Here is a 17,305-nt window from a genome sequence, read left to right as displayed (position 1 = left end):
GCTTGGCAATCCAGCATTACGCCAACTGAAACGCCGGATGGTCACGCAGCGCTGCCACGCAGTGATCGACAAAACTGCGCACGCGCATCGGCGCGTTGCGGCCTTCGCGGTACACCACGTGCACCGCCAGCGCCGGCGGTTCAAAGGCCGGTAGCAGGCGACGCAACTGGCCGCTCGCCAACTGGTCATGCACCGGGTAGCTGAGGCAGCGAATCAGCCCCGCACCGTGTACAGCGGCATTGATCGCGCCTTGCACCGTGGTGCAACTCAAGCGTGCGCGCGCCTTCAATGAGCCGCCTTTGAAGCCCCAGTCAACCTGATCGGCACTGGCGATCAGGCGATGCTGCTTGAGGTCGTCGGGATGCGCCGGCTCGCCGTGAGCGGCCAGGTAGTCGGGGCTGGCGCAGAGAATCGGGCGCACCTGCCCTACCCTGCGGGCGATCAGTGACGAACTGGGCAGTTCACCGACCAGGATTGCCACGTCCAGCCCCTCTTCATGCAGGTTGGGGTAATAGTCGTGATAGCGGGCAACGAGACGCACGTCGGGGTAACGCTCCATATAGCCAGCCAACACCGGCGCCATGACGTAGCGGCTGAACAGAAACGGCAGAAAAACTTGCAGGTTGCCCTGAGGCTGCGCGTGCAAACCCTGGGCCGAGGCTTCGGCGGCGTCCACCGCGGCCAGCAGGCGCAGGCAGTCGGCCAGGTAGGCGCTGCCCGCGTCGGTCAGGCTCACACCTCGCGTACTGCGTTGCAGCAACTGCGCGTGCAGGCGCGCCTCCACACGCGCAATCGCACGCATCAGGGTCGGGCTGGAGACGTGTGCGTGACGGGCCGCCGAGGCCAGGCTCGGTTGCCCGGCCAGCGCCGCAAACAGCTGCATGTCGCGATAACGCTGCATCAGCTGCGCCGCTTCAGCGCCGGGTTCAGGGCCGCGTCCTGCCCGAGGCGCTGAGTGAGAAAGTCGACAAAGGTATGAATTTTGGCCGGTACCCGCGCGCTCTTCTGGAACACCACCTGGATCGGCAGCGGCGCCGGCTCGAAATCCTCCAGCACTATCTCCAGTTCTCCCGCCGCCACCGCCGCTGCGACTTGATAGGACAGCACCCGCGTCATGCCCCAACCCAACCGCGCCAGGTTGATCGCCGCGTTATTGGCCGTGACCACCAGACGCGGCTCGATAGGCACGGTCAGCGGTTGGCCGCCCTCGATAAACCGCCACTCGCTCACCAACTGGCTGGAGGACGACGTGACAATCTTCGCTTCACGCAGTTGCTCTGGCCGCGCCGGCCTGCCGTGCTGGTCGAGATACCCTGGCGCAGCACACACTACGCGGCGCACTTCACCCACCTTGATTGCCTGCTGCCCCGGCTCGTGCAGATGGCCGATGCGCACGGCCACCTCCACGCCTTCATCGACCATGTTCACCACGCGGTCGACCAGCAAGGCGTTGATGCTCACCTGCGGAAAACGGTCCAGGTAATCGCCCAGCACCGGCGCCACATACAACTCGCCAAACAGCACGGGCGCGGTGAGCGTCAGGTGACCGCGCGGGATGGAATAACTGCCTGCCGCCGCGTCCTCGGCCTCGTTCAGTTCGGCGAGGATGCGTCGGCAATCTTCCAGGTAGCGCTGGCCGGCTTCGGTCAGGTGCAGGCTGCGCGTGGTGCGCGCCAGCAGTTGCGTGCCGATGCGTTGCTCCATGGCGGCAATGGCCCGGGTCACGCTGGGCGGCGAGGTTTTCAGGCGGCGTGCGGCAGCGGCGAAGCCCGCCTCCTCGGCGACCGCGAGAAATACCTGCATTTCATGAAATCGGTCCATCGGCGCTCACTCTTCTGGCCACAGATCATTTACGGCGCTTGCAGCCCCACTGCCGTGCGCGGCATGCCGACAAAGCCTGGCAAGGCCTCGATGCTGGCGAGCCAGGCGCGTACCTGAGGGTAGTCGGCCAGCGACACATTGCCTTCCGGCGCGTGGGCGACGTAGGTGTAGAAGGCAATATCGGCAATACTCGGCTGCTCGCTGGCCAGGAAGCGGCTCTGGCCCAGTTGCTGCTCCACCAGCCTCAGCAGGGCGTGCGAGCGACTGATGGCGCTGACGGTGTCGACCTCGGCGCCAAACACCACGGCCAGTCGCGCGGCCGCCGGCCCGGCGTGAAGTTGACCGGCGGCGGCCGACAGCCAGCGCTGCACGCGCGCCTGGCCGGCAGGATCACTCGGCAGCCATTGCCCGTCGCCGTAGGTGTTGGCGAGGTAAACCAGGATCGCATTGGAATCGGCCAACACCGTGCCACTGTCATCGATCACCGGCACCTGGCCGAAGTGGTTGAGGCGGGCCATAAAGTCCGGGGCTTTCTGCGCGCCTTGCTTGAGGTCAACCAGAATAAATTCATGGCGCAGCCCCAACAGCGACAACATCAGCTCCACTCGGTGGGAGTGGCCGGACAGTGGGAAACCATACAGTTTGATTGCAGGCTGGGACATGAAAGGCTCCAAGGATGAGGTATCGACGCCCCGCATGTTCCACCGCTGCGCTGATCGAGGCAATCATCAGGATTTACAATCCAGCATTTCAGCGGACGAAACAATCACTGCGCGAATAATTCCAGGATCAGGCTGAACAGCGTGATCTTCACCGCGCTGTCCAGCTCGGTCCAGGCCAGTCCGGTGCTGGCCTCATACGCCCCCAGCTCGAGGTGACGCGACACGCAATTGGCCGGCAGCGCGCGCGCCGCCTGTTGTGGCAACACCCCCACGCCCAACCCGGCAGACACCAGCGCGAGCATGGTGGTGAACTCGCCCAGCTCCGAGGCGATGTTCTCCCACACCGTGCCGTTCGGTGATGCGGTGCAAGCATTTGAGCTGGCGGCGGACAAGACCCAGGCGATGAAGGTGGTGCTGGACTTTGGTGTGGCGGATCTGGATTGAGGCCTTCCCGCCAAACACTGTGGGCGCTGTCGGGCTTCAGCGAGGCTGTGATAGCGGTGGTTCAGTCAGCTTATTCGGCGACTGATACACCGTTATCGCAGGCAAGCCAGCGCCCACATTTGGGCGGTGCTGGCTGCTGTGTCAGCGCTCTTGCAGCCGGTCGCGCAAAAACCGGTGGTGGGTGGAAAACAGCCGCCTATAGGTGAGCAACACCGCACCTACCGTGCCCAGCGCCGACGACGCGGCAATCAGAAACATGATCACGATCTGATACCGCACCGCGTCCACCGGGCTCTCTCCCGCCAGTACCTGGCCGGTCATCATGCCGGGCAGGCTGACGATGCCAACCACCGTCATCTGGTTCAGCGTCGGGATCATCCCGGCGCGTATTGCCTGGCGGATGGCTTCCTGCGCGGCTTCCCAGCGCGAACCGCCCAACGCCAGGATCATCTCGATGGTGTTGCGCCCCGAGGTCAGTTCCTGAGTCATGCGCTCGATGCCCAGCGACACGCCGGTCAGGGTATTGCCAAGGATCATCCCCAGAATCGGGATCGCATACTGCGGCTCGTACCACGGGTGGATGCGGATCACCGCAAACAAACCCACCGCCGTGACCAGCCAGGAGCTGCCCCACACCGACAGGATGCTGTCGACCCGTTGCCCGCGATAGGTTCTGCGCCCACGCCCGGCCGCCGACAGGCCGGCGATCAAGGTCATCGCGCACATCAGCGGCAGCACCACGTACCAGTAGGCAAACTCGAACACCCAGCCCAGCAGATAACCGATGGCCAACAACTGCACCACCGTGCGCACCGCCGCCCACAGCAACTGGCGACCCAGGCCCAGGCGCAACAGCAAAGACAGCGCGCCGTTGATCAGGATCAGCGAGGCGGCGATGCCCATGTCCAGCGCGGTGAGGTTTTGATAATTCATGGTTGGGCCACTGCGCTCAGCACGCCGGCGCTCATCTGCAGGTGGATGGCGCTCATGCGTTGGGCCTGGTCAAGGTCGTGGGACACCCAGATGAAAGCACGCGAGGTGTCGCCGGCAAACCAGGCGTCGATCAGCGCTTCCACATCACGGGAAGACGTGGGATCGAGGGCCGCTGTGGGTTCGTCGAGCAACAGCACCTCGGGGTTGAGTTGCAGCGTGCGGATCAACGCGACCACCTGGGCTTCACCGCCCGACAGGTCACCGGCATTTTTGTGCAGAAAGTCCGCCGTCTTCCCGGCATGCCCGAGCAGCGTGGTGACCGCCTGCAGGTCAAAGCGGCGCTTGCGCAACGTCTTGAGGCTGAACGGGAAACGCAGGTTGTCTTGCACGGTGCCCTCAAGCAGCGCAGGGCGTTGCGACAGGTAGCTGATGTGGCTGCGGTAGTGGGGAATTTCGGCATTGGCAACGGGCTGGCCATTCCACAGAATCTGCCCTGAGGTGGGCGCATCCAGCAGCGCCAGCGCACGCAGGAACACACTTTTGCCGGAGCCGGAAGAACCGGTGATCGACACGCGGTCGGCGCTGTTCAGGGTGAAGTCTGTCGGCTCAAGCAAGGCCACTTGGCGACGCTCGTCCACGCGCGTGAGGGCGCGGGTTTCTATCAGTGCGCTCATGGACGCGGTGTTCCTCTTAAATCCTGTTGGGCGCAATGGTGCGGCAGGTGCACGAAGATTTCATGAAAAAATTCAAACTATCGCCGTTCATGTCGTTCACACCTTCACGTGCAATGTAAACAGGAGGCGACATGCAATACCGACAACTGGGCCATTCAGGCCTGCTGGTGTCCGAAATCATCCTGGGCACCGTGCCCTTCGGCGGCCGCGCCGAGTTTGAAAAGTGCGGCGCGGTGGACGTGCCGCAGGCCAAGCGCATGTTCGACATCGCGTTCGACGCCGGCGTGAATATGGTCGACACCGCCGACCTCTACTCCCACGGCCTGGCCGAAGAAGTGGTGGGCAAGGCCTTGGGCGACAAGCGCCACGACATCCTGTTGGCCACCAAGGGCCGCAGCCCGGTGGACAAGAACCCGAACAACTCCGGTTCCTCGCGCTACCACTTGATCCGCGCCTGCGAAGCCAGCTTGAAGCGCCTGGGCACCGACCACATCGACCTGTACCAATTGCACAATTGGGACGGCATGACGCCCATCGAGGAAACCCTCGAAGCGCTGCGACTGCTGGTCGGTTCGGGGAAGATCCGCTACTTCGGCACCAGCAACTTCACGGCCTGGCAAATGATGAAAACCCTGGGCAAGGCCGAGCTGCACGGCATGCTCAAGCCCATCACCCAGCAGATTTACTACACGCCGGAATCGCGCGAAGCCGAATATGAACTGCTGCCGCTGGCGCTCGACCAGTCCGTCGGCACGCTGGTATGGGGCCCGATGGGCGAAGGCCTGCTGACCGGTTCGACGCGGCGCGGGCACAAACCACCGGCCACTACCCGCCAAGGCAGTGACTGGCCGGAACCCTATGTGCATGACCAGGAACGCGCGCTGGATATCATCGAAACCCTCGCCGCCGTAGGCGACGAGCACGGTGTATCGGTGGCGCGCACTTGCCTTGCGTGGCTCAAGGATCGCCCGGGCATTACCTCGCTGATCGTCGGCGCCCGCACCGAAGCACACTTGCGCGACAACCTGGCGGCGACCGAACTGAAACTCACCGAAGAACAGTCTTCACGCATCGAGGCGGTGACGCGGCGACAGCCGTTGTATCCGTACTGGCATCGCTTCACCGCCGGGATCGACCGTTTTGACCCGGCGGAGCAGCCGTTCCTGGCCGAGCATCAAAAGACCATGGATGCGCGTAAGGACAAGTAAGAGCAACCCAACAAAATGTGGGAGCGGGCTTGCCCGCGAAAGCGGTGGTTCGGTCAGCACATTGGCTGACTGACACCGCGCTGTCGCGGGCAGGCCCGTTCCCACGCGTGCAGGGTTGCACTGAGCGCCAATGCTGCCTATATTTCCCGCCTGGCGCTCTCTACGCCACCTTCCGCGGAAAGGGCTGCGCCCAAGACACTCACGCTGCATTTCATTTCTACGACTCCCAACCTTAAAGCGGAAAAGGTATGTGCAAGGAGATCGTATGTCGCAACGCCCTGTATCCTCCAACACCGATGGCCGTCTTAACCTTGAGCAGCAGCGCAAGCGCGCCAAGGAACTGTTGCCGCGCCTGAAAAGCCAGGACCCCACCGCCACGTTGTCCCAGGCCCAATGGCACGTCGCCCGGCAACTGGGGTTCAGCAGTTGGCCCAAGCTCAAGGCGCACGTCGACGACCTCGACTTCGCCGCCCGCCACCCCGCGTTTGAGGCCAGTGATGAAGCCCGCAGCACCCACTGGCGTTGCGGCAGCGACATTGCCCACACCCTGCAGGTGGCGGGGTTCAAAGGCCAGTTCCAGATGCTCACCGACCCGCTGTGCATGGGGCCGGTGCGCGACCTCCCCGGCGACGCCTTCCGCGCGATGCGCAGCGCGTTTATCAGCCAGGCCTTTGCCATGGACCCCACCGAAGTCGCGCGGCGCAGCAGTGATGAATACCACCAGCTTGAGGCCTTGGCCGATGCCGAACACAGCGTGCTGTGGTGCGAGGCGGATGCCTATGACCAGCTGTTCCTGATCCGTGCGTTGGCCGGGCTTGAGCAGGCACCGCGCAAGCTTGAGCTGATCGAAGTGCACCGCATTCCCGGCGTCGAGCGGTTTATCGGCATTGGGCAACTGGCACCCGACGTCCTCGCGTGGTTATGGCCACAGCGCCGGTTGATCGACGATAAGGCCGTACAGCTGGCAAAGCAGGCCTGGTCGGCTTATTGCAATCCCTCGCCGGTCGACTGGGCGCAACTGGCTCACGGCAACCACCGCGCCCTGCCCTTGCTCGCGCCCGCGCTGACGCGCCAATTGCAGGAGCTGCCAGGCACACGCGATGGTTTGTCACTCACCGAACGCTTGTCCCTGCAGTACATCGCCGAAGCCGGGCCCGTGCCCTTTGGCCGGGTGTTCGCAGAACTAATGGCCAAGCGTGAGCCGCTGCCGTTTCTGGGCGACATGATGTTCCATGCGTTGTTGCGACCGTTGATCGATGGTGACGCGCCATTACTGGTTGAAACTGCAACCGAGCACGATTGGCCGCGTCGCCCACTCGCACTGACCCCACTGGGGCAAGCGGTGCTGAACGCCGACGCCTATTGGCTGGACCATGCCAGCCATACGCGTTGGGTTGGCGGGGTGTGTCTGGAACCCCGCCAACCCCATTGGACGCTGGATGACGACCACCAACCTTTATGGCGTGATTGACGGCCGCGGTTCGTGGATCGGGCACCTGTTGTGCTCGGCCCTGAACCCGGACGACATCTCGTAAGCCGGTTTACGCACGCGCATTACTCCGCCCAACGGGCGATGCGCCGCCAGCCCGTGCCACGGGCTGAAGGCCATGCCGTCGTCGATTTTCTGGACGTTTTCAGGGCTCCAGGCCGCCTGGGGTTCGAGGTCGATGCGCGCCACGGTCACGTATGGGCTGAGGTCCTCGGGCCATTGCACGGAAGCATCCTCGATGGGCATTTTTTCCAGGTCAGTGGCCAATTGCACGCGCACCTCCCAGGTGCCGCCGCTCTGGGCAAAATAAGCCTCGACGGCTGCGCGCAGGCCGTCGGGGTTGTCGCCAAAGTCCACGTGCAAGTCGGTCAATGCCGTCAGGTTGGACGACACCGGCACCACAGCGATTTTGGCGTAGTAAGGGCCATAGAGCATCGGCACCACGCTGGAAAAGCTCTCGCCAAGAATATGGGTCTGCGGATGGCCGCCGAGGCTTTTCAGCGTGCCGCTTTCGCCGCCCATGGATTCAAGGGTGGCTTCCACGCCTCGCAGCAGCGCCGAGAAGGCTTTTTTCATGCCCGGCGCTTTGTCAGTGGTCTTGGCCAACAATTTCAGGGTTTTCAAAAAAGCCTTTGGCGTCGCGGCCGTGAAGGCCTTGGCGTTTTGCATGACGAAATCCTGGGTGACCTCGCCATCACTGCCCGGCAATCGCGGGCCGTCCACGCCGACGATCTTGATTGCCAGACCACGGGGCGTGGACACCTTGTCATCGAGAATATCGCCAGGGTTGGTCGAAAAGCGCAGGTACACCGGCAACCGCACCGGTTTGGCAAACGCGCCCTGGGCCAGTGTGGCGGGCAGGTTTTCCAGCACGCTGATGTGCCCGCGCAGCAGGCCGTGGGCCTTGGCGTGGACACTGCGAGTGGCGTGGCCACTGTCGCGAAAGGTCGTTTCCATGATGCCGTGCAGCGCTTCGGCCAGCTCCTTGCTGGTCTGCGCTTCATCATCGGGAATCTGTTCGAAGGACGGCTCAAAAGCCAAAGGCTGAATCGCTGGGTTGACTACAGGTAGGTCGTTCATCAGGCGTCTCTCCGCTCAGCAAGGTATTCACGGCAGGCTTTTTTTAATAGGCAGCGACGACTGAATAAATGCGGCCGTCTTGATTGATAGGGCCGAGGCAGAGAAACGGATGTTCAACAAATCCGCACGGCGTCGGACGAGCGGTTAGCCTGCCGCCCGGAAGCCCGCTCGAACCTTTTGCCAAGCGTACTCGTCGTAACGTTATCCCTCACCGATAAAGCCCTCAGGTGCAGCCCATGCTCATCTATCCAAAAGCCCACTTTCAACCCTACACCCACGCGAGCGGCGGCTGGGGCTCGGCGCAGTCGGTGATGAAAATCCTCTGGCGCGAGCAAGCCTTTGCCAAGGCCACCAAAGCGCTGCTCAAACAGAACAAGCCCGATGGCTTCGCCTGCGTCAGTTGCGCCTGGGCCAAACCCGGCAAGCCGCATGCCCTGGAGTTCTGCGAAAACGGCGCCAAGGCCACGGCCTGGGAACTGACCTCGCTCAAGACCTCACCTGCGTTCTTCGCCGAACACTCGCTCAGTGAACTGCGCAAATGGTCTGACTACGCACTGGAGCAACACGGTCGACTGACCCATCCGATGCGCTACGACGCGGCCACCGACCGCTACCGCGAAACGTCATGGGAGGAGGCTTACCGCGAGATCGGCGCGCAATTGCAAACGCTGCAACCCGACAGCGTGGTGTTTTACGCCTCGGGCCGCGCCTCGCTGGAAACCTCGTTCATGTACCAGCTGTTCGCCCGGGCCTATGGCACCAACAACCTGCCCGACAGTTCGAACATGTGCCACGAAAGCACCTCGGTCGGCCTGCAGGAAAGTATCGGCATCCCGGTCGGCAGCGTGACGCTGGAAGATTTCGAGCACACCGACTGCCTGTTTTTCTTCGGCCAGAATGTCGGCAGTAATGCCCCGCGCATGCTTCACCAGTTGCAGGATGCGCGCAAACGCGACGTGCCGATCATCACCTTCAACCCCTTGCGCGAACGTGGCCTGGAACGCTTCGTCAATCCGCAATCACCGGTAGAAATGCTCACCCCCGAATCCACCGTGATCAGTACCCAGTATCACCAGGTGGCGATCGGTGGCGACACGGCCGCCCTGCTCGGCCTGGCTAAAGTGCTGCTGGAGCTGGACGACCAGGCGCAGCGCGACGGGCGTGCGCCGGTACTCGACTACGCCTTTATCGCCGAACACACCGAAGGCTTCGACGCGTTTGCGGCGATGGTTCGCGCCGCGCAGTGGCCGACCATCGAGCGCCGCTCCGGCCTGAGCCGCGGCGCCCTGGAAGCGGCCGCGCAGGTGTACGCGCGCAGTAACCGCGTCATGATGATCTACGGCATGGGCCTGACCCAGCATCGGCACGGGGTGCAAAACGTGCAGATGCTGGTGAACCTGTTGCTGATGCGCGGCAATTTCGGCAAGCCGGGCGCAGGCATCTGCCCGGTGCGCGGCCACTCCAATGTGCAGGGCCAACGCACGGTGGGCATTACCGAAGACCCGAAAAAAATCCCGATCAAGCTGATCGAGCAGCAGTTCGGCTTCAAGGTGCCGGAGCAAATGGGCCTGTGCACAGTGGACGCCTGCGAAGGCATTCTGGCCGGGCGTGTGCGCGGCTTCATCGGCTTGGGCGGCAACTTCCTGCGCGCGATTCCCGACACCTCGCGCATGGAGCCCGCTTGGCAAACCTTGCAACTCAACGTGCAGATCGCGACCAAACTCAATCGCACGCACTTGCTGCCCGCGCAACACCAGTGGCTGCTGCCGTGCCTGGGGCGTATCGAAATCGACCGGCAGCAGGGTGTCGAGCAAACCTGGGCCACCGAGGACAGCACCGGCTGCATCCACGGCTGGCATGGCAGCGCCGAACCGGTCAGCGCCCACGTGCGCGCCGAGGCCAGCATCGTCGCCGGCCTGGCCCAGGCCACGCTGCCAGCGGGCAGCTCGATTGACTGGCAGGGCTGGAGCGCGGACTACTCAAAGGTGCGCAGCGCTATTGCCGCCATCTACCCGCAGATCTTCCACGACATGGAAACCCGCATGGCCGAACCGGGAGGTTTTCACCGCCCCATCGCCGTTGCGCAGCGCGAATGGCTGACTGAAAGCGGCAAGGCACAGTTCGTGCTGCCCGCCACGCTCAATGAAGACGATGACGTCAACACCCCGGTGCTGGCGCGTGATGTGCTGCAACTGATGACGCTGCGCAGCAACGACCAGTTCAACACCACGATCTACGGCTACGAGGATCGCTTTCGCGGCATCAGTGGCACGCGCGAGGTGATCTTCATGCACCGTAACGATATCGCGCGGCTGGGTTTCGAGAACGGTCAGGGGGTGATGTTGACCACCGCCATAGAGCCTGAGGTCAAGCGCCAGGTCGGCCCGCTGGAAATCGTTGCGTATGACATCCCCGAAGGCTGCGCCGCGGCGTATTACCCCGAATGCAACCCGCTGGTGCCGCTCTGGCACCACGCCGAGCGCAGCAAGGTGCCGGCGGCCAAATCGGTGCCGATACGCCTGAGCCTGCCGATTGATCAACGCTTGGGCGAGAGCCCGACCGCGCAGGCCACCACCGCCGGATCGCCCTGGTAGATCGCGCGTGGCACCGCTGACGGCACGCTGGTCCGGCTGTCAACGGCGCGCAGCACCGGGCGTTCGACGGTTGGCAGGCTATGGTCCGGATCGACCACTTCCATGCAGCGACGCAGCGAGTTGAAATCCGGCGATTGCGACAGCGACAAGTGCAGGGTCTGGCTGACCGATACCGACACCACCGAGCTTTGCGCACATTGCCCGTCGTAGATCAGCGTGTGGCGAATCAGCGGGTTGTCATTGCAATACTTCAACAGGTTGACCTGCCGCGAGTGCACCAGCGCGGTGTTGATGATCAACAGGTCGAACGCCACGACGCCCGAACGTGTCAATACCTGCAGTTCGTCGAACGAGCTCAAGGGGACGATACGGTGATAGCCCAGCTGGTTGAGCATTTTCTCGATCTTGATCCGTTGCAGAATGTCTGCATCGGCAATCAGAAGGCGTAACGCTTTATTGGACATAGGTAAACCTGACAGTTGGGCATCCGCGTCGATCATTCAACGCTGACCACGTTACCTGTCAGGGGTGAAACCTGACTTTAAGGCGATTCTGAAACGGTAACCGGGTACAGCCGCGCACTTTTAAGAATCGCCTGAAAGCCCCCGCTGCGCCCTGCCCCTACCATGGGCCGCGTTCCCCCACGCTCCCATGGATTCATCTGTGCTCATGTTTTTACTCAGAATGATGATTTTAGCCTGCGGATTGCTGGCCCTTGCACCGCCGCCTGCCGGCGCAGCGCTGAAGGTCGAAGGCACGCGCCTGATCTATTTCGGCCATGACCGCGAAGCCAACATCGGCGTGGTCAACCAGGCTGCACGGGAAGTGGTGGTGCAAACCTGGATCAGCGGCGAGGACGAAGCCAGCAGCCACAGCGTGCCGTTTGCCGCCACCGAGCCGTTGGTGCAACTGGGCGCCGGCGAGCATCATCAGTTACGCATCCTGTATGCCGGTGAAGGGTTGCCCAGCGACCGTGAATCGCTGTTCTGGCTGAACATCATGGAGATCCCGCTCAAGCCGGAAGACCCCAACAGCGTGCAATTTGCGATACGCCAGCGGCTCAAGCTGTTCTATCGGCCACCCGCGCTCAAAGGCGGTTCGGCCGACGCGGTGCAGCAGCTGCAATGGCGCAGCAACGATGGGCGCACCGTCACGGTCAGCAATCCCAGCGCCTTTCACCTGTCGCTGGTGAACCTGCAAACCGACGGCCAGGTGCTCAGTGATTACCTGCTGCTCAAGCCTTTCGAGCGCAAAACCCTGACCGCGCCAGGCCCGTTGCCCAAAGGCACCACCCTCCACTTCACCGAAATCACCGATATCGGTTTGCAAGCCCGCCACAGCGCGGCGCTCAACTGATGGTTCGCGGGGTATTTGCACCAATGTCACTCACCAAACGAATGCTACCCATGCTGCTGTGGGCCTGCGCAGTCCTGCCCGCCACCAGCCATGCGCTGGCCTGCCGTGAGGACGGCAGCGACTCGATCATTACCAAGGAAGCCTTGGGCACCGCCCTGGCGGTGGCGGCCGATGCGCCAAACGGCAGCATTATCTGGGAGTCCGGCCCACGCTCCACCAATGTGATTTGCAAAGATGACTACTACTACGGCCGCGAGGAAATCTACTTCTACGTCAACCCGGCCAACGTCAGCATCGGCACGGGTATCCGCGTGGGTATTCGCTATAACAACCAGCCGATCACCCAAAGTACCGGCAAGGTCGGCACCGGGTTCTTTTCCGACCGCGGCTGCAACCTGACCAACTGCAAAGGCTGGGAAAAGGCGCGCTTCACCCTCAACTTCAGCGTATTCATCGAGAAATACGACCCGACGCCTCCCAGTGGCCAGGCCAGTACCCTGACCGAGTATCGGGTGTTCCAGCTGGACGGCGTGCGCGGGCTGAACTCAAGGCCCAACAGCAACTTCAACTACGTGGTCACCGGCATGAACGGCATCCGCTTCGTGCCCTGTACCCCCGAGCTGACCATCAGCCCCAGCGTGGTCAGCTTCCCGATGCCCTCACGCAAGTTTGCAATCGGCGAAGTCGCCAGCACCGCAAACTTCAGCTTGAACCTGCGCAAAGGCTGCGACACGCCTTATACCGTCAGCGCGCGCTTCGCCACCACGCCGGGTGGCGGCAGTGTGATCAATGGGTTGCTGGTACCGGACAACAATAAATCGGTGGGCATCGCCCTGTCCCGCGCCGAGAGCCAACAACAATTGCCGTTCGACAATTGGTTCACGCTGCAGAACCTCATGGGCCTGGGCCAGAGCCACGACGAATTCCGCGCCGATTTGAAATGGCGCACCCTGCCGATTCCCGGCGCATTCGACGCCGCGGTGGTGGTGGATATGTATTACAAATAGCTGATTTTTAAGGATCGTCTTATGCCACGCGACACGGCCGACGCTTAAAGTCCGCCGATGCGATTGAAAAGTTATCTGCTCCAGATCAACCCCGTCCTCTCCCGACCCGAAGCAGCCAGAAGGCTGCTTCGTATTTTCGCGACCGTGCTGCTCATCGGCATCCTCAGCGGCGTTTACACCTTTCTGCTGTCCACCTTCAACAACGATATTTCCCAACGCCGTGGCTACATGAGCAGCGCCATCGCCGAAGCCCATACGTTTTTCACCAACCGCGAGGCGCTGCTTGAAAGCCTCAGCCTCTCGGCGGTGCGCAAGCAGTCGAGGATTTACCCCTCCTCTCCCGAAGAGGAGCATGTGCAGCTGGGCGACACGCCGGGCAACCAGTGGAGCATCTGGCTGACGGCCCGCCTGCGCGACTACCTCAAGGCCAAGCAACTCAACCTGCTGTACGTGAACGCCGGCCCTACCCCGCAGGTGACACGGGTGTATGACGCGACCGCGCAAGTCCTGCCGATTTCCAAGTGCATGCTCAACCGCCTCAAGGCCTTGCAGCACAGCGATCCGTCCACCCTCAACGAGTTGTGGCTGAGCGACCGCACCGAACACCATTCGCACCTGTACATATTCATCCGTCTGGATCGCCAAGACCCCACTTCCGGCTGGCTGGGTCTGGAAATGGAAAGCCGTGAAGTGTCCTCGACCCTCAGCGACCAGAGCGCCGGCGAGTTCATGATGCTCAACTCCCAGGGCATGCTGGTCTTTACCAACAGCGACGACACGCAGATGCGCCAGCAACACCTCAGGCCCAAGGAAGAAAGCTTTTTCGGCTTTGTCGGCAACGGCTTGCTGCCCGATCACCTGGTGATCCGCAAGCACCTGAAATCCTCGGACTGGCAGTTGATGTATTCCATCGACCTGCGCGCGGTGGTCACCGGCTTGTGGAAACAGCTACTGGGTTCGCTGCTGTTCTGCCTGTTCAGCCTGACGCTGATCTGGCTGGTGATGCGCCGCGTCGATCAGCGCTTCATCATTCCCTCGATCCATCGCATCCAGGCGCTGATCGAAAGCGAGGCGTTCGGCCGCGATGTGATCCAGACCGCGCCTGTCGCCCTGTGCGTACTGCGCCGCACCGACGGCCAAGTGGTGCTGGAAAACACCCTCGCCCAGCAATGGCTGGGCCACGGCCCGGAGCGCGAGGCGTTGCGCGCCGGGTGGATCGCGCAGGCCTACGCCGGTGAGCCGTCCGAACGCAGCGATTACTTTGAAACCATCGACGGCCGTCACCTGTACCTGAGCAGCGCGCCGACCCGCTACAGGGGCGAGGACGTGCTGTTTTGCGCCTTCAGCGATATCAGCGCACGCAAACAAGTGGAAGCGGCGCTGGAAGAAGCGCGGCAGTCGGCAGACGCCGCCAACGCCGCCAAGACCTTGTTCCTGGCGACCATGAGCCATGAAATCCGCACGCCGCTGTACGGCGTGCTCGGCACCCTGGAATTGCTGGCGCGCACACAACTGGACGCCCAGCAGAAAGACTATCTGCAGGCCATCGAAGGGTCTTCCTCGACCTTGCTGCAACTGATCTGCGACGTGCTCGATGTGTCGAAGATCGAAGCCGGGCAGCTGGCTCTTGAAATGAGCGAGTTTTCGCCGCTGGACCTGGTCCACGAAATCATTCAGGGCTACGCCGCGGCCGCCCAGGGCAAAGGTTTGCAGCTGTATGCCTGCTTCGACCCGAAGCTGCCGGAACGGCTGATCGGCGACGTGACACGCATCCGCCAGATCCTCAACAACCTGCTCAACAACGCCGTGAAGTTCACCGACTATGGGCGCGTGGTGCTGCGCGTCAAAGTGCTTGGCCGCGATGGCGAGCGCTCCAGTGTGTTGTGGCAAGTCTCGGACACCGGCAAAGGCATCGCCCAGGAAGACCAGGCGATGATTTTCGAGCCCTTCTACCAGAGCGAAGGCAACACTAACGTGGTTGCCGGCACCGGCCTGGGCCTGCCGATCTGCCAGCGCCTCACCGAATTGATGAACGGCAATATCCGCATGGTCAGCGAACTGGGCCTGGGCAGCAGCTTCAGCCTGATCCTGCCGCTGGAAGAAGCGCCGACTCCACCGATGACACCGCTGCTGGCCGAGACGATCTACGTGGTGTCGCCCATCCCGGAACTGGCGCATTCGATCAGCGGCTGGCTGCGCCGCTGGGGTGCCCGCGCTCAGACCGGGCTGCCGACGCTGCCGGAAAGCCATCTGCTGCTGCAAGTGCATCCCGGCAGCGTCGATCCATCGCTGGCGCCCGAGTGGCCGGGCCCGGTGATTCACGTCAGCAGCCATGCCTGCACCGCGCTGGAGGCCGAGGCCGGCGCCTGGCACGTCAACCTCAACCACTTGGGCGCTGTTCATCAGGCCGTGAGCCAGGCCCAGGGGCTGTGGGTGGCCCGCGCCGGTGAGCAGACGCGTCAGCGTGACTTGAACAAACTCAACCTGCACCTGCTGGTGGCCGAGGACAACATCATCAACCAGCTGATTTTGCGTGACCAACTCGAAGAACTCGGCTGCACCGTGGAGCTGGCGGCCGATGGTCAGGAAGCGTTGCAGCTGTACACCGCCGGCAACTTCGACGTGGTGCTGACGGACGTGAACATGCCCCACATCAACGGCTATGAACTGGCGCGCGAACTGCGTCGTCAGGGCTGTCCGTTGCCGATTATCGGGGCCACCGCCAACGCCATGCGCGGCGAGGCCGACCTGTGCCTGGCCGCCGGCATGAACCATTGCCTGGTCAAACCCTTTGCGTTGCGGGCTCTATCCAACTCCCTGGCGCCTTATGCACGGATCACCCATGAAGCCCCTTAGTATTTTGATTGTTGAGGACCATCCCCTGCAGCACATCTACCTGCAGCACCTGCTCAGTGAGTTGGGGGATTTCATGCTCGAAACCGCCGAGGACGGTAAAGAAGCGCTGGAGCGTCTGCGCCAGCGCGATTTTGACCTGGTACTGACCGACCTGCTGATGCCCGGCATGGACGGCGTGCAGTTTATCCAGTGCCTGGCCAGCCTGCGCTGCAAGCCGGCGCTGGCGATCATGAGCGCGGCGTCGCGGCGCATGCTGATGGCGGCCAGCCTGGTGGCGAAAAACCTCGATGTGGAAGTGATCGGGCTGATCTCCAAACCGGTCGCCGCCGACGCCCTGCGCAGCCTCGTCGACCAACTCAGGAACACGGTGCGCAAACCCTCCCCCGAATTGCCCGAGCACCTGGACATCGACCGCCACACCCTGGTGCACGCCATGAGCAGCGGCCAGTTGCAGGCCTGGTTCCAACCGAAAAAGTCCCTCGCCAACGGCCGTATCGTCGCCGCCGAAGCCCTGGTGCGCTGGATGCACCCCGAGCAAGGCGTGATGCTGCCCGCCGCGTTCCTGCCGGCGATCAAGGCATTCGAGCTGGAGGAGCGATTGTTGTGGGTGGTGCTCAAACAGGCGATCCACGCCCAGGAACGCTGGCGCCAGCGTGGCTACGAAATACCGGTGTCGATCAACTTGCCCACGCACCTGCTCAACAGCCATGACCTGGCCGACCGCTTGCTGGAATTCGTGCTGCACCACGACGGCATTCCGGGAATGATCTGCTTCGAACTGATGGAATGCTCGGTGCCCCAGGACATCAGCAACTTCTACGCCGGCGCCTGCCGCCTGCGCATCAAGGGCTTCGGCCTGTCCCAGGATGATTTCGGCAAGGGCTACAGCTCGTACTTGAACCTGGTCTCCACGCCGTTTACCGAATTGAAGATCGACCAGGCACTGGTGCAGGGCTGCCACGACAACGAGGGCATGGCGCAGGCCCTGGCAAGCATCATCGCGCTGGGCCGCAAACTTGGCCTCACGGTGGTGGCCGAAGGGGTGGAAACCCCGCAGCAACTGGCTCTGCTGCGCAAGGTCGACTGCAATCAGGTGCAGGGTTTCCTGATTTCACACGCGGTCTCTTCAGAACAATTTCAACAACTTCTGAACAATGATGGCCCCGCGACATCTCACTAGC

At 62.6% G+C, this 17,305-nt stretch carries 15 protein-coding genes and 1 pseudogene; 8 read left to right on the top strand and 8 right to left on the bottom strand.

Going from position 1 to position 17,305, the window contains the following annotated elements:
• Positions 1-16 precede the first annotated feature (16 nt).
• From L8K08_RS18415 to L8K08_RS18400, 4 genes and pseudogenes are all read right to left on the bottom strand, one after another.
• A complete protein-coding gene (locus L8K08_RS18415) occupies positions 17-901 on the bottom strand; it encodes a LysR family transcriptional regulator (RefSeq protein WP_242199239.1) in 885 nt (294 codons plus the stop codon).
• Complete coding sequence (locus tag L8K08_RS18410; protein ID WP_242199238.1) at positions 901-1,821, bottom strand: LysR family transcriptional regulator; 921 nt, start codon at positions 1,819-1,821, stop codon at positions 901-903. Before L8K08_RS18410 ends, L8K08_RS18415 begins: the two co-directional genes overlap by 1 nt.
• 29 nt (positions 1,822-1,850) lie before the next feature.
• A complete protein-coding gene (locus L8K08_RS18405) occupies positions 1,851-2,483 on the bottom strand; it encodes a glutathione S-transferase (protein WP_242199237.1) in 633 nt (210 codons plus the stop codon).
• Between the two features lie 104 nt (positions 2,484-2,587).
• A pseudogene (locus L8K08_RS18400) lies at positions 2,588-2,815 on the bottom strand (LysR family transcriptional regulator); the annotation flags it as partial.
• Between L8K08_RS18400 and L8K08_RS18395 the strand changes: the two are divergent.
• Complete coding sequence (locus L8K08_RS18395; RefSeq protein ID WP_242199534.1) at positions 2,790-2,927, top strand: hypothetical protein; 138 nt, start codon at positions 2,790-2,792, stop codon at positions 2,925-2,927. The pseudogene L8K08_RS18400 and the gene L8K08_RS18395 sit on opposite strands and share 26 nt — an antisense overlap.
• 141 nt (positions 2,928-3,068) lie before the next feature.
• On the opposite strand, the gene fetB is transcribed toward L8K08_RS18395, so the two are convergent.
• Positions 3,069-3,860, bottom strand: a complete 792-nt coding sequence (gene fetB / locus L8K08_RS18390; protein ID WP_242199236.1) for an iron export ABC transporter permease subunit FetB — start codon at positions 3,858-3,860, stop codon at positions 3,069-3,071.
• Complete coding sequence (locus L8K08_RS18385) at positions 3,857-4,534, bottom strand: ATP-binding cassette domain-containing protein (RefSeq protein WP_145165901.1); 678 nt, start codon at positions 4,532-4,534, stop codon at positions 3,857-3,859. Before L8K08_RS18385 ends, fetB begins: the two co-directional genes overlap by 4 nt.
• 131 nt (positions 4,535-4,665) lie before the next feature.
• Here L8K08_RS18385 and L8K08_RS18380 point away from each other — a divergent pair, with 131 nt between their 5' ends.
• Both L8K08_RS18380 and L8K08_RS18375 read left to right on the top strand, forming a co-directional pair.
• Complete coding sequence (locus L8K08_RS18380) at positions 4,666-5,742, top strand: aldo/keto reductase (RefSeq protein WP_242199235.1); 1,077 nt, start codon at positions 4,666-4,668, stop codon at positions 5,740-5,742.
• Positions 5,743-6,007: 265 nt separating this feature from the next.
• Positions 6,008-7,213, top strand: a complete 1,206-nt coding sequence (locus L8K08_RS18375) for a DUF1835 domain-containing protein (protein WP_242199234.1) — start codon at positions 6,008-6,010, stop codon at positions 7,211-7,213.
• Here L8K08_RS18375 and L8K08_RS18370 read toward each other — a convergent pair.
• Positions 7,199-8,311, bottom strand: a complete 1,113-nt coding sequence (locus tag L8K08_RS18370; protein ID WP_242199233.1) for a catalase family protein — start codon at positions 8,309-8,311, stop codon at positions 7,199-7,201. The genes L8K08_RS18375 and L8K08_RS18370 overlap by 15 nt on opposite strands.
• 236 nt (positions 8,312-8,547) lie before the next feature.
• On the opposite strand from L8K08_RS18370, the gene L8K08_RS18365 reads away from it, so the two are divergent.
• Positions 8,548-10,905, top strand: a complete 2,358-nt coding sequence (locus tag L8K08_RS18365) for an FdhF/YdeP family oxidoreductase (RefSeq protein ID WP_242199232.1) — start codon at positions 8,548-8,550, stop codon at positions 10,903-10,905.
• Here the strand turns inward: L8K08_RS18365 and L8K08_RS18360 are convergent.
• Positions 10,848-11,369 carry a chemotaxis protein CheY gene (locus tag L8K08_RS18360; RefSeq protein ID WP_242199231.1) on the bottom strand — a complete coding sequence of 174 codons (522 nt, stop codon included), beginning with the start codon at positions 11,367-11,369 and terminating at the stop codon, positions 10,848-10,850. The two genes, L8K08_RS18365 and L8K08_RS18360, sit on opposite strands and share 58 nt — an antisense overlap.
• Before the next feature lie 220 nt (positions 11,370-11,589).
• Here L8K08_RS18360 and L8K08_RS18355 point away from each other — a divergent pair, with 220 nt between their 5' ends.
• Genes L8K08_RS18355 through L8K08_RS18340 form a run of 4 tightly spaced genes read left to right on the top strand, consistent with a single transcriptional unit; the run spans position 11,590 to position 17,304 of the window.
• Positions 11,590-12,261, top strand: a complete 672-nt coding sequence (locus L8K08_RS18355; protein WP_242199230.1) for a molecular chaperone — start codon at positions 11,590-11,592, stop codon at positions 12,259-12,261.
• A 50-nt stretch (positions 12,262-12,311) separates the two neighbouring features.
• Positions 12,312-13,268 (top strand): fimbrial protein, encoded by a 957-nt coding sequence (locus L8K08_RS18350; RefSeq protein ID WP_242199229.1) that lies wholly within the window; start codon positions 12,312-12,314, stop codon positions 13,266-13,268.
• A 57-nt stretch (positions 13,269-13,325) separates the two neighbouring features.
• Positions 13,326-16,124, top strand: coding sequence for an ATP-binding protein (locus L8K08_RS18345; protein ID WP_242199227.1), 2,799 nt, complete (start codon positions 13,326-13,328; stop codon positions 16,122-16,124).
• Positions 16,111-17,304 (top strand): EAL domain-containing protein, encoded by a 1,194-nt coding sequence (locus L8K08_RS18340; protein ID WP_106578938.1) that lies wholly within the window; start codon positions 16,111-16,113, stop codon positions 17,302-17,304. The genes L8K08_RS18345 and L8K08_RS18340 overlap by 14 nt, the downstream gene beginning before the upstream one ends.
• Position 17,305 lies beyond the last annotated feature (1 nt).

This window comes from Pseudomonas sp. TREG-RG-20F-10-E-6-01, from assembly GCF_022662455.1.
GTDB lineage: Bacteria > Pseudomonadota > Gammaproteobacteria > Pseudomonadales > Pseudomonadaceae > Aquipseudomonas.
This window is presented reverse-complemented; position numbering and strand designations above follow the sequence as displayed.